At 36.8% G+C, this 12691-nt stretch carries 16 protein-coding genes; 12 read left to right on the top strand and 4 right to left on the bottom strand.

Annotated features, from left to right (window positions below):
* The first annotated feature begins 342 nt into the window (after positions 1–342).
* The 6 genes from DRF59_RS09925 to DRF59_RS09900 all read left to right on the top strand — a co-directional run bounded on the left by DRF59_RS09925 (position 343) and on the right by DRF59_RS09900 (position 4895).
* Positions 343–960: an NAD(P)H-dependent oxidoreductase gene (locus DRF59_RS09925; RefSeq protein WP_115959193.1), complete on the top strand. Its 618-nt coding sequence runs from the start codon at positions 343–345 to the stop codon at positions 958–960.
* Positions 957–1244: a putative quinol monooxygenase gene (locus tag DRF59_RS09920; RefSeq protein WP_115959191.1), complete on the top strand. Its 288-nt coding sequence runs from the start codon at positions 957–959 to the stop codon at positions 1242–1244. Before DRF59_RS09925 ends, DRF59_RS09920 begins: the two co-directional genes overlap by 4 nt.
* Before the next feature lie 3 nt (positions 1245–1247).
* Positions 1248–2003 (top strand): type 1 glutamine amidotransferase domain-containing protein, encoded by a 756-nt coding sequence (locus DRF59_RS09915; protein WP_206606742.1) that lies wholly within the window; start codon positions 1248–1250, stop codon positions 2001–2003.
* A gap of 209 nt (positions 2004–2212) precedes the next feature.
* Positions 2213–3196: an aldo/keto reductase gene (locus DRF59_RS09910; protein ID WP_115959307.1), complete on the top strand. Its 984-nt coding sequence runs from the start codon at positions 2213–2215 to the stop codon at positions 3194–3196.
* 155 nt (positions 3197–3351) lie between these two features.
* Positions 3352–4320 (top strand): cyclase family protein, encoded by a 969-nt coding sequence (locus tag DRF59_RS09905; protein ID WP_115959189.1) that lies wholly within the window; start codon positions 3352–3354, stop codon positions 4318–4320.
* An 86-nt stretch (positions 4321–4406) separates the two neighbouring features.
* Positions 4407–4895 carry a VOC family protein gene (locus tag DRF59_RS09900; protein ID WP_115959187.1) on the top strand — a complete coding sequence of 163 codons (489 nt, stop codon included), beginning with the start codon at positions 4407–4409 and terminating at the stop codon, positions 4893–4895.
* A 204-nt stretch (positions 4896–5099) separates the two neighbouring features.
* Here DRF59_RS09900 and DRF59_RS09895 read toward each other — a convergent pair whose 3' ends face one another.
* The 3 genes from DRF59_RS09895 to DRF59_RS09885 form a co-directional block, all read right to left on the bottom strand.
* The gene (locus DRF59_RS09895; protein WP_105702563.1) at positions 5100–5543 is read right to left on the bottom strand and encodes a carboxymuconolactone decarboxylase family protein; all 444 of its coding nucleotides are present in this window, start codon (positions 5541–5543) and stop codon (positions 5100–5102) included.
* A 7-nt stretch (positions 5544–5550) separates the two neighbouring features.
* Positions 5551–5982, bottom strand: a complete 432-nt coding sequence (locus tag DRF59_RS09890) for a DoxX family membrane protein (RefSeq protein WP_167456667.1) — start codon at positions 5980–5982, stop codon at positions 5551–5553.
* 63 nt (positions 5983–6045) lie between these two features.
* A complete protein-coding gene (locus DRF59_RS09885; RefSeq protein WP_115959185.1) occupies positions 6046–6618 on the bottom strand; it encodes a Crp/Fnr family transcriptional regulator in 573 nt (190 codons plus the stop codon).
* A 65-nt stretch (positions 6619–6683) separates the two neighbouring features.
* Between DRF59_RS09885 and DRF59_RS09880 the strand changes: the two genes are divergently transcribed.
* The 4 genes from DRF59_RS09880 (at position 6684) to DRF59_RS09865 (ending at position 10484) form a co-directional block, all read left to right on the top strand.
* The gene (locus tag DRF59_RS09880; RefSeq protein WP_115959183.1) at positions 6684–7049 is read left to right on the top strand and encodes a DUF1304 domain-containing protein; all 366 of its coding nucleotides are present in this window, start codon (positions 6684–6686) and stop codon (positions 7047–7049) included.
* A 493-nt stretch (positions 7050–7542) separates the two neighbouring features.
* The gene (locus DRF59_RS09875) at positions 7543–8793 is read left to right on the top strand and encodes a quaternary amine ABC transporter ATP-binding protein (protein WP_115959181.1); all 1251 of its coding nucleotides are present in this window, start codon (positions 7543–7545) and stop codon (positions 8791–8793) included.
* Position 8794: 1 nt separating this feature from the next.
* Positions 8795–9622 carry an ABC transporter permease gene (locus DRF59_RS09870; RefSeq protein WP_115959179.1) on the top strand — a complete coding sequence of 276 codons (828 nt, stop codon included), beginning with the start codon at positions 8795–8797 and terminating at the stop codon, positions 9620–9622.
* Position 9623: 1 nt separating this feature from the next.
* On the top strand, positions 9624–10484 hold the full coding sequence (locus tag DRF59_RS09865; protein ID WP_115959177.1) for a glycine betaine ABC transporter substrate-binding protein: 861 nt from the start codon (positions 9624–9626) through the stop codon (positions 10482–10484).
* A 59-nt stretch (positions 10485–10543) separates the two neighbouring features.
* Here DRF59_RS09865 and DRF59_RS09860 read toward each other — a convergent pair whose 3' ends face one another.
* Positions 10544–10933: a winged helix-turn-helix transcriptional regulator gene (locus DRF59_RS09860; protein ID WP_115959305.1), complete on the bottom strand. Its 390-nt coding sequence runs from the start codon at positions 10931–10933 to the stop codon at positions 10544–10546.
* A 92-nt stretch (positions 10934–11025) separates the two neighbouring features.
* Between DRF59_RS09860 and DRF59_RS09855 the strand changes: the two genes are divergently transcribed.
* Together DRF59_RS09855 and DRF59_RS09850 are read left to right on the top strand one after the other, a co-directional pair.
* Complete coding sequence (locus DRF59_RS09855) at positions 11026–12021, top strand: NADP-dependent oxidoreductase (protein ID WP_115959175.1); 996 nt, start codon at positions 11026–11028, stop codon at positions 12019–12021.
* Positions 12011–12484, top strand: coding sequence for a cupin domain-containing protein (locus tag DRF59_RS09850; protein WP_115959173.1), 474 nt, complete (start codon positions 12011–12013; stop codon positions 12482–12484). The genes DRF59_RS09855 and DRF59_RS09850 overlap by 11 nt, the downstream gene beginning before the upstream one ends.
* The last annotated feature ends 207 nt before the right edge of the window (positions 12485–12691 follow it).

Genomic DNA, 12691 nt, shown 5'->3' with positions numbered 1-12691 from the left:
ACTTTTCAAAAATGCTGCATCCCGGATTTCAATCTCCGCAATCTGACGGTGGTTAAAGAATAATAGATATGTTCCATTATAATGATATCAGATTTTGATTCCTACGGCATTTCAATAAAATAATATCTTTATCAGATTCAAAGACCATGCTATATATAATTACCATAAAAAATAAAAACAATCACAGACCCCATATAATGAGTATCAAGGGGTAATATCTCAACTAATTTTTCCAGCTCAATCTAAGTATAAATTTTATAATACTTACCTATAATTTATATTATTTTTATTATACAATTATCCCACCTAACTTTGCAGAGTAAAATTTAAACAATCATAAAAATGAAAAAAGTACTTATCATCAACGGAGGGCAGAACTTTGGGCATTCCGGAGGAAAATATAACCAGACTATTGCAGAAAATACTTTAGAGGTTCTTAAAGAATTCACTAATGTAGAAGTGAAAGTTACAAATGTAAGTGAAAATTATGACAAACATGAAGAAGTTCAGAAGTTTGTATGGGCTGATTACATTATTTATCATACTCCCATCTGGTGGTTCCAGCTGCCAAATGGTCTGAAGAAATACATTGACGAAGTATTCACCGCAGGTCATGCGAAAGGAATTTATATGAGTGATGGAAGGTATGCAGAAAATCCTGAGATTAATTATGGAACAGGTGGGATGCTTAAAGGTAGAAAATATATGCTTACCACAAGCTGGAACGCTCCTGCTACAGCTTTCACTCTTCCCGGAGAATTCTTCAATGAAAAAAGTGTAGACGAGGGTCCATTGTTTGGATTCCATAGAATGAATGCTTTTGTTTCCTTAGAAAAAATGGAAAGCTTTCATTTCCATGATGTAGAAAAAAATGCTAATGTAGAGCGTGATATGAAGCTTTACAGAGAGCATGTAAGAAATGTATTTGAAAAAGAATTAAAACCTGAATTAGTATCATGAAAATCCATCTTACAGCCATTATAAAAGCAAAAGAAGAACACCAGTCAGAAGTATTGGAAGTTCTGCAGAATATGGTAACAGAAACAAGAAAAGAAGAGGCATGTGAGCTTTACAGCTTACATCAGGGAATTGAAGACAAAAATCAATTTGTTTTCTATGAAATCTGGAAAAGTGAAGAAGGGCTTGCCAATCATAATCAACAGTCTTACATCCAGGCTTTCGGAGCTTTGGTGGAGGAGAAACTTCAGGAAAAACCACAGATTTATACTACTCATATTATTTAAATCATGAAAAAATTAGCGTTTTTAATGCTTGCAGTCTTTACGATAGGATTCATTCAGGCACAAACCCAAAAGTCAAAAAAAATGAAAAAGAAAATCTTATTCGTCGTTACCAGTCATGACAAAAAAGGCAGTACAGGCGAAAATACAGGATATTATCTTGGGGAGGTATCCCACCCATGGGAAGTTCTTCACAAAGCAGGATATGAAATAGACTTTGTAAGTCCGAAAGGCGGAACTCCTCCTGTAGACGGGTTCGATCTGAAAGATCCTGTAAACAAAGAGTTCTGGGAAAACACAGAATATAAAACCAAAATAGATCATTCCTTAACTCCTTCCCAGGTAAACCCGGATAACTATTCAACGATATTTTACGCAGGAGGTCACGGGGCGATGTGGGATTTTGCAGACAATAAAGAACTATCAGGTATTGCTTCCAGAATTTATGAAAACGGTGGTATTGTAGCAGGAGTATGTCATGGGCCGGCAGGTTTGGTGAATATCAAGCTGAGTAACGGGAAATATCTTGTAGACGGAAAGAAGATCAATGCTTTTACCAATGAAGAGGAGTCTGAAGTAAAACTAACAGATGTTGTTCCCTTCTTACTCGAAGATAAACTGAAAGAAAGAGGTGCAAAATTTGAAAAATCAGGGCTTTGGCAGAATCATGTAGTAACAGATCAGAGAGTGATCACAGGACAGAATCCACAATCTGCTAAGAGTGTTGGAGAAACTATTTTAAAAGAATTAAATAACAAATAATTTTTAACCATAAAAGTCACAAAAATTTTTAAACACTTAAGTAAATAGAAATTATAATGCAGTTGATATGAGCACTTAAGTTTAAAAAAAATCTTTGATTTTCATGAATATTTAAAATCGAAATGATGACAATTCCCCTCCTCAGATGGGGTGGCAAAATCGAAGATCTGACGGATGATTATAAAAACAATCAATTAAAAACAAACGAAATGGAATATAGAAAATTAGGAAACACAGATTTAGAATTATCAGCAATCACACACGGAGCTTTTGCTATTGGAGGAAATATGTGGGGTGGTAATGAGAAACAGGATTCTGTCAACTCTATTCACGCATCGCTGGATCATGGTGTAACTTCTATCGACACGGCCCCTTTTTATGGGTTTGGATTGAGCGAGGAAATGATTGGAGAAGCTATCAAAGGAAAAGACCGCTCAAAAATTCAGCTTTTAACAAAATTCGGACTGGTATGGGACGGAAGCAATAATGGAAAAGGAGAATTTTTCTTTGAAGCAGAAGACGAAGGAAAAACCATACCGGTTTACAAATTGGCTTCTAAAGAAAACATCATCAAAGAAGTTGAAGACAGCTTAAAAAGACTGGGAACAGATTATATCGATCTTTTACAGCTGCACTGGCCGGACAGCACAACTCCGATCTGTGAAACAATGGAAGCTATGGAATTACTGATCCAACAGGGAAAAATCCGTGCTGCAGGGGTAAGCAACTACAGTGTGGCTCAAATGGAAGAAGCTAACAGAACTTTAAAACTTGCCAGCAACCAGGTTTCTTACAGTATGCTGAACCGTTCTATTGAAAACGATCTTGTTCCTTATTCTTTGGAAAACAATTCAGGAATTATCGTCTACAGTCCTATGGAAAGAGGTCTTTTAACCGGTAAATATTTTAAAGAAAGTCAATTGAAAGATAACGACCACAGAAACGGATATTTCTCACAGTTTGATTTGAATAAGGTAAAAACCTTTTTAGAAAAAATTGAACCCATCGCTCAGGAAAAAGGAGCAAGCCTTTCCCAGCTGGTATTAAGATGGACTACTCTGCAGCCAGCCATAACAGTAGTACTGGCAGGAGCAAGAAATGCACAGCAGGCTATTGAAAATGCAAAAGCAATGTCTATAAATCTTTCACAGGAAGAATTGAGCTTTATCAATTCAGCATTGAGCGAAATTTAATGTGAATACCGGAAGATGGAGATGGAAGCATTACAAGCCTTTTAACTAAGATATTTACCTGATCTGATACAGATCCGAGCAAACAAAGCTTGTTCTCAGGCATCAATAACTTCCCTCTCCCACTTCCTTATCTTTTAACCCTACAATCATAAAAAATGAAAAATAATCTGGTCAAAATATTCGGGTTAGCAACCCTATTGACTATAAACAGTATTATATTAAAGGCTCAAACCCTTGTTAACCCTGAAGATAATTCCTGGTATCCTTCTGCTTACGGTGCAAAGGATGAAATAGGGGCCGCCAATTTATTGACTCCTGAAGTTGTAAAACAGGCTCTTGGGCTGGTAAAACAGGGTAAAACCCTGGCCCTGGCCGTCCCTATCGACAAAAACCTTCCGGCTTTCAGACACAGAAGTTTCAATTTATACAATATTCAGCCCGGAGAGCAGGGCGGGAAAAGCATAGGTCCCAATAAGTTTACTTTCAATGACGAGCTGGTCAACGGATGGACCGGAGTAGGAACGCAGCTTAACGGTATCGGGCATATTGGTATTGATAATACTTACTACAATGGAAATAAAGCAACAGACTTTGTAACTGTAGAAGGAGTAAAAAAACTGGGTGTGGAAAAAGTACCTCCTTTCGTAACCCGCGGTGTCGTGTTGGACATGACTGCTCATTATGGGAAATCAATAGTCCCTGGCGGAACAGAATTTACAGTAGAAGACATCAAATCCGTTCTCAAAAAGCAAAATCTCACGTTAAGAAAAGGGGATGTTATCCTCTTCAATACCGGATGGCTTGAATTGATAGGTAAAAACAACCAGCAATTTCTGGAAACAGAGCCTGGAATCGGAATGGATGCCGCAAAATGGCTTGCCGATCAGGGAATCGTAGCTTTTGGCGGGGACACCTGGGCTTCTGAAGTATATCCAAATCCAAAAAGTAAAGAAGAATTTCCAATCAACCAGTTTATGCTGGCAAAAAAGGGGATCTATAACCTGGAACTGATTGACAGCCGTCCATTGGTGAAGCAAAAAATATGGGAGTTTTTATTTGTGCTGGGGCAGCCTTTATATGTGGGTTCTACTCAGGTGAATGTAAATCCTGTTGCGATTTATTAGTTTCTTATTCAGTTTTAAGAGAATTATATGTAATTTAATGATCCGAATCTAAGATACTTTTCATATCAATTACAAAATTTAAAACAATGGAAAATACTACAAAAGGTTTCACCCGTGCCAACCACGTTGGGATCACAGTAAAGAATTTAGAGAAATCAATTGCCTTTTACGAAGCTTTGACAGGAACAAAAGTTTCTAATATAGATATAATAGGAGGAGAAAGAATGGCTAAAACCCAGGGATTGAATGATACCCGGATCAAATTTGCCAATCTTCATCTGGATAATCTGAACCTTGATATCTTGGAATATGTAGTTCCTGAATCTGAACAGGCATCTTACTCAAACAACCAGATCAGCGCTATGCACCTGTGTTTTGAAGTAGATAATATTGATGAGGCCATGCAGAGGTTAAAAGAAATCGGCGTAGAACCTGATGGAGAACCAATTGTTTTCGAGGAAGCCGACGGATTAAAGTCCGGATACGGAACCGCTGTTGCCTATTTTCGCGATCCAGACGGAACCAATCTTGAGATTATTGCCCCACAAGGACCATTCAAAAGAAAAAATCCATAAATCAAACAAATCAGTGAAGAATCCCGAAAACAAAACTTAATATTTACCCATTAAGATTTATTTAGAATTAATACCAATCGGGAACTATTCACTTTTCATCTTTTTATAAAACGGCCTTTCAAAATTGAAAGGCCGTTTTATAAAAAGTAAGCATCCGTAAATTATGCGGGCTTCTCAATTTTTATCTCCCCGTTTATTACTTCACTATTTTGCAATCGGAAGATGCGTACTCACTGCAATTCTGTTCCAGGCATTGATGGTTATGATCGCCATGATAATTTGAGCAATCTGGTTATCATCAAAGAATGACTTTGCTTTCTGATAGGTTTCTTCAGTTAACCCTTTGTCGCTTATCAGCGTAATTTCTTCTGTCATAGCCAGCAGCACCTGCTCTTCTTCCGTGAAAAATTCTTTTGCTTCTGTCCATCCGTTAAGAATGAAGATTCTTTGAGGGCTCTCTCCGTATTTGATAGCATCTTTTGTGTGCATATCAAGACAGAAAGCACATTTATTGATCTGCGAAGCCCTGATCTTAATTAATTCTTTCTGAATGTGTGTTAAGGAAATTGTCTGTAAATACCCTTCCAATCCCAGCATCGCCTTGTAAGCTGCTGAATCTACTGTTGCAATATTCAATCTTGCACTCATAATATTATTATTTTTTGGTTAGTTGATCTATACTTAAAGAATAATGTTGTTGTACAGCTAGTAAAAGCGCAGCAGCACTTCCTACCCATACAGAATAATCTAATGGAGCTTTTAACCCTGAAGCAATGGTCATGGACACCGCAAAAATCAGCAGCAGAATACAGCTTCCATAAGATGCAATTCTGATTTTAAATCCAAAAATCAACATCAAAGGGAAAAGAATTTCCAAAAAGGTAGCCGCATATGCCGAAAACGTACTCAAAGCTTCCGGAAGAAAAAATGTCAGCTGCCTTGCATATTCTTTAAAGCTTTCCATATTTCCCCATGACGAATTTTCTTTGCTCCATAATCCGAACCGGTCTGCAACAGCAGAAAGCATTGTCATAGCAAGAGCCAGTCTTAAAAACAGCTGTGGAAATTGATTTTTAGTATCTGTCATTGCATTAGGTTTTAATCACATGACAAATTTCCGGCTTCTGATCCGTAAAAAACTTAAACTGGTTTAAGAACGTAATTTTGATTTAATTTCACTTAAATATTCCGGTGTGAACCCCAGAAAAGAAGCTACAAGATATTGGGGTATCCTTTGAATAAACCATGGGTATAATGTACTGAAATGTATATACAGTTCTTCTCTTGAAAACTCTGACAGATAGCGAAGTTTTCTTTCTGAAGCTGCATAAGCCCTTTGATAAATAATTCTGAAATAACGCTCCATTGCAGGATGTTTTGCAAACAATAACTCCTGATTTCTAAAATCAATCACTAAAATAGTAGAATGCTCCACTGACTGAATATTAAAATCCGTCTGCTGCTGTCTCTCATAAGCAAACGTATCTGTAATCCACCAGTTTTCAATAGCAAACTGAGTAGTGTTCTCTACTCCTTTCTCATTGATAAAGAACTTTCTCAGGCAACCTTTCACCACGAAATACATATTCCGGCATATTTCTCCTTCAAGCATCAGGGTCTGTTTCTTTTTTACCTCCATAACAGTGAAAAATGATACAATAGAAGTATACTCCTCATCAGTTACCGTAATGAATTTATTTAAATGAGCTTTGAATGGGTCCATTGTAAGAATTAATACTCAAACTTAACTTTATTTTTTTAGTTTTACAATGAGAAAAATATTTAATCATGGAAATCGTTGCTAAAATTCTGATCGCTGCCGTTGCACTGGAACATCTTTATATCCTCTGGATGGAAATGTTTGCCTGGGAAACCAAAGGGAAGAAAGTCTTCAAAGCTGCATTACCTGCAGACATGTTTAAACCTACCAAAGGACTGGCTGCCAATCAGGGACTTTATAACGGCTTTCTGGCTGCAGGGCTGATCTGGTCACTATTGATTAAAGATCTTCAATGGCAAACAAATGTAGCTTTATTCTTTTTAGGATGCGTTGCCATAGCCGGAATCTATGGAGCTGTTTCTGCTACTAAAAAAATATTTTTCGTTCAGGCTTTACCTGCAATCCTTGCTATTATTGCTGTTTTATTGAAATAATCTCACTGGTAAAGGTTTCTTACTTTAATAATAAGATGAGAATCATATTGAAGTTCCATTCAGAAAAATATTGAAAATCAAAACTTTACACTCATAAAAATCCATTTAATATAAAATTCGTAAATTTGCAACGTCATAAAAATTAATATACCGTTTTATGACGGTCTGCATTCCGATGTAATGCAGAAATTCAAGTTGTTCAGTACACATATCTGTAATTACCTCATCAGTAATTTAATTGTAGAATCTATGTAAAAGATTAATTTCTTTTACAGGATACACTCTTTTTCTAGAGTATAATCTATTGAAATATTTAAAATATACATAGAACCTTATAGTTCTTATGCATTATTTTTTTGTTAAAAGCTTTTATCATTATAAGCTTAGCAAATTATTTTATCCTACCATCATCAGCAGAACAACTAAAGCTAAACGTATATAATAAATTGGTGTACAGTTTTTTATATCATTTATTAATTGAAAAATTCTGAATATGGAAAAAAATGAAAATGCTAGAAAAGTAAAACTTAAAGTGGAAGACCTGACTATTATTTTTGGCAAAAACAAAGAAAAAGCACAGGAACTTCTGGACAAAGGCTTTTCCAAAAAGGAAATTCTTGAGAAAACAGGCTGCACCATAGGTATCAATAAAGCCAGTTTTGAAATCTATGAAGGGGAATTCTTTGTAATCATGGGATTGTCAGGAAGCGGAAAATCCACTTTATTGCGCTGTCTTAACAGATTGAATGAGCCCACATCAGGAAAAGTATATATCAATGATGATGATATTACCAGTAAAAATAATAAAGAACTGCTGGAAGTAAGAAGAACGGAAATGAGTATGGTATTTCAGAAATTCGGATTGCTTCCTCATCATACCATTTTAGACAATGCAGGCTTCGGTCTGGAAATCAGGGGTGAAAGTAAAGCTTCCCGTGATGAAAAAGCACAAAAAGCATTAGATATTGTCGGTTTAAATGGTTTTGAAAATCAATATCCCTCTCAACTTTCAGGAGGAATGCAGCAGAGAGTTGGATTAGCAAGAGCTTTGGCGAATGATCCTGAAGTCCTGCTTATGGATGAAGCGTTCTCTGCACTTGATCCACTGATAAAATCTGAAATGCAGGATCAGATGCTTGAACTGCAGAACACATTACAGAAAACCATCGTCTTCATTACTCATGACCTGGACGAAGCCATTAAAATCGGTGACCGTATCGTCATTATGAAAGATGGTGTCATTGAACAGATAGGGACAGCTGAAGAGATTTTAACCAATCCCGCAAGCGACTATGTAAAAGCCTTCGTAGAAAAAGTAGATCGTAAAACCATTATTACTGCCAGATCTTTAATGTTCGATAAAGCTACTGTAGTGCGTTTCAGAAAAGACGGCCCTGAAGGAGCCCTAAGAAAAATGAGAACTACAGGTCTGGAAAACTTACCTGTCGTGGATTTTCAGAATAAATTTCTTGGTTTTGTAACACTTAATGATGTTGTACGTATTGCCAAAAAGAAAGAACCTACTGTAGAATCCATTATCAATAGTAATGTCCCATCGGTGTATCCTGAAGTGACTGTAGAAGAAATGCTGCCACTGATTTCCGGAAGCAAATCAGCCATCGCCGTAATCGATGAAGACAATAAATTTTTAGGACTTGTGACCCAGCTGTCTCTTGTCATAGAAGCTACCAAATTTAACGAAGAAGAGATCATAGAATTAAAAGAAATTGCAAACAACCAATAAGATGAATAAAACTATAGATATAGGTCAATATGTAGAAACTGCAATCAATTGGCTCACGGAAAACGGAAAGCCTGTATTTGATGTTATAAAATACCTGGGAAACGCTTCTATTATGGGGATTGAATGGGTGTTAACGAACACTCCTTTTTATGTCATCATTCTCTTTTTTACGCTGCTTGCACTCTGGAAAGCCGGAAAAGCTATTGCTGTGGTAACGGCAGCCGGTCTTAGTTTAATATTTTTAATGGGATTATGGAAAGAAACCATGGAAACTCTGGCTCTTATTTTTGTATCCACCATTACTGCTCTTATCTTTTCCATCCCTCTGGGAATTTTAGCCGCAAAAAACACAATAGCTGCAAAAATTATTCGTCCTTTACTGGATCTGATGCAGACAATGCCGGCATTTGTCTACCTTATTCCTGCGGTGCTGTTTTTCAGTATCGGTAAAGTACCCGGTGCTTTTGCAACCATCATTTTTGCAATGCCGCCAGCAGTACGATTAACGACACTGGGAATTGAAGCTGTTCCGAAAGATATTGTAGAAGCAGCCAGGGCTTTTGGAGCAACCAGCCGTCAGATTCTGTTTAAAGTAGAGCTTCCTTTAGCAATGAAAACGATTCTAACAGGGATTAATCAAACCATATTGTTGTCCTTATCCATGGTTGTGATCGCAGGAATGATTGCAGCAGGCGGATTAGGAGAGAAAGTACTGGAAGGAATTAATAATCTGGATATCGGATTAGGATTTGAAAGTGGTTTATCCGTTGTGATTTTAGCCATTATTCTGGACCGTATTACCCAGGGATTTGTAAAGAAAAAGCAATAAAATGAAACAATTAAAATATCTTTTTTTTCCTGTTTTAATGTTGATATTGGCAGCATTACATTCGTGTGAAAACATAAAAAACTCTAAATACATCACTATAGGAATGGTAGATGGCTGGGCTGAAGATGTTGCCATGACGCATGTCGCTAAAGCCATTCTGGATGAGCAGGGATATCATGTCATTATTCAAAAAGCCTCTACAGATATGATCCTGGCTTCAATGAATAATGAAGATACAGATCTTTTCATGGGCGTCTGGCTTCCTTATACTCATGCTAAAAAACTGGCCAAATTTCCGGGATTAGTTCATCTGGGAACCAATTACGACAACGGCCGTATAGGATTGGTTGTTCCGGAGTACATCCCTGTTCACTCTATTGAAGAACTCAATCAGTATAAAGATCAATTCAATCATAGAATTATAGGAATTGAAAAAGGAGCCGGATTAACCACCGGAACGGATAAAGCAATTATTGATTATAAACTGGATTATCATCAGATCAACTCGTCTACCATTGCCATGATCACCGAGTTACAGAATGCCATACAGCGAAAAGAATGGATTGTGGTAACCGGATGGCAGCCTCACTGGATGTTTGGGAAAATGAAACTTAAGTTTCTTGATGATCCCAAAAAGATTTATGGTGAAGCGGAACAGATTAAGACTTATTCAAGGAAAAGCTTTTCAAAAGATCATCCGGAACTGGCCAAATTCTTTTCAAGACTTCATTTTGATGATGAAAACATGTCTGATCTTTTAATGAAAATGGAACAGAGTAAAAATAAAGAAGCCACCGCAAAAGAATGGGTGAAAGATCACGCTGAGCTTGTACAGTCATGGCTAAATAAAAATTTACAATAAGATACTTTTTGATAGTATGAAAATCCTCAACCTTAGTCCGGTCTGAGGATTTTTTGGATCTATTGTTCCGAAGTATTCATGGATTCTTTGATCTTCTCCCGGTGAAGTAATCCCCAGTTCACCAAAGTTTCCGTCACAGGAAATACAGTTTTTCCATATTCCGTCACCGCATACGTTACTGTAATTGGTTTTGTATCCTGAATAGTTCTTGTGATCAGTAGATTGGTTTCCAGTTCTTTTAATTCTTTGCTCAGCATTTTTGCAGAGATTCCCTCAATACTGCGTTCCAGCTTTTTAAAATGAATCATCTGATCCGGTCTGTTGGTCAGATACCGTAAAATCATCAGTTTCCATTTCCCTCCTAAAACATCGAGACTGTCCCGCATCGCGAACAATTCTTCGGTGCAGCTGGCCTCTCTTTCGATACCGTTTTCAATGATCTTTGCCATAATAGTTTCATGAAGGTAACTAGTTACCATTGGTTAACTAATAGCAAATATAAACTATTCCCGTTTTACATTTGTGTATCAAATTTTAAAGTATGAAAGCAGTTATTTTAAATAAAAACGGAAAACTGGAAGACGGATTTGCAGAACAGCCAAAACCCAAAAGCAATGAAGTTTTAATCCGGATTAAAGCCAGCGGTTTCAATCCCATCGATTATCAGATGCTGGAAAATGAACTGGAAAGAAAACTCATCAGTTCCCCGATATTAGGAAGAGAACTATCCGGAATTGTAGTGGATAAAGGTTCAGAAGTTACAGAATTCAATATTGGAGATGAAGTCTATTGTGGCAGCGGTTCCATGGGAAGCAACGGCACTTATGCTGAATATATTGCTGTTCCTGAAGCCATTGTTTCCTTTAAACCAAAAAATATTTCTTTTGAACAGGCGGCTGCCATTCCTTCAGCAGGGCTTACTTCTTTACAGATCTTTAACCGTTTGAAATTAAATCCGGAAAATACAATCCTTGTTACAGGTGCAGCCGGAGGCGTGGGTTCTTTCCTGATTAAACTTTTATTAGCTTATAATATCAGAAAGATCACGGCAACCGCTGGCAGTGAAGAAAACAGGCAGATGCTTCTTAATTTAGGATTAAAAAGTGATCAAATCATCAATTATAAAGAAGAAAATCTTATTGGAAATATTCTGAAAGCCAATAATGACGACCCATTTGAATATGGAATTGATCTCGTAGGAAACTACATGTCAGAAGTAACGGCAGAAGTTTTAAAAATCAACGGTATGTATGTAGATGTTACTGCTTTGGTAACAAAAGATGCTCATGAAACATTATTCAACAAAGGAACTTTAATCATGAATATCTCCAATTACACTTATGGTATGAATAAAAAATATGACTATTATAAAAACAGTTTACTGGAAATAAAAAGACTTATTGAAAACGGAACCATTCTTCCTCCCCAACATAAAATAGTTGGAGATCTTTCTTTGGAAACTGTTATGAAAGCACATTCTATGTTAAAAAATAACCAGACCCAAGGTCATAAACTTATCATGAAAAATGATGAATAAAATACCAAGACGCATCGTTACAGGAATGAAAGACGGAAAATCCGTCATTATTGAAGATTTACCGGTGGAAAATGCTGTAGAACATTTTCCGGGTCTAATTATTTCAGATGTATGGAATACCCAGACCATGCCGGCAAGTTTAGACTTTGAAGCCAGAATTCCTAACACGGGATTTCCGAAAACACCTAAAAACGGCACTTATTTTAGGTATGTAGTAGTTCCTCCGGATAAAGATTTAGGCGTAAAGTGGAAAAAAAACGAACCTCATCCGATGATGCACCAGACTCTTACGTTGGATTATATCATTATCCTTTCCGGTGAGCTGTATCTGATCATGGAAGAAGGTGAAACGCTTTTGAAACCGGGCGACATTGTCATCCAAAGAGGAACGAATCATGCATGGAGCAACCGTTCTGACGAGCCTTGCATTCAGCTGGCGATTTTGATTGATGCAAAAATTTAATAGTAAAGAATTTCCCACAGATCACACAAATACCACAGATAAAAATTCATGTAATGCAGCAAATTCTACAGAGATCTGCGTAATCTGTGGGAAATAAAAAGACTTTTAAAGTTGGAAAACGCAAAGACGCAAAGAAAAAATAACAAGAAGTTGTCTTATGGGGCAATAAAAAAGACTTTCAGCAAAGATTAACCTAGTATTAGGAAC

Origin of the sequence: Chryseobacterium flavum, from assembly GCF_003385595.1 — a bacterium.
In the GTDB taxonomy this organism is placed as follows: domain Bacteria; phylum Bacteroidota; class Bacteroidia; order Flavobacteriales; family Weeksellaceae; genus Chryseobacterium; species Chryseobacterium flavum.
Note: the sequence above shows the minus strand (reverse complement) of the source record. Positions and strands in the feature narration are given on the sequence as shown.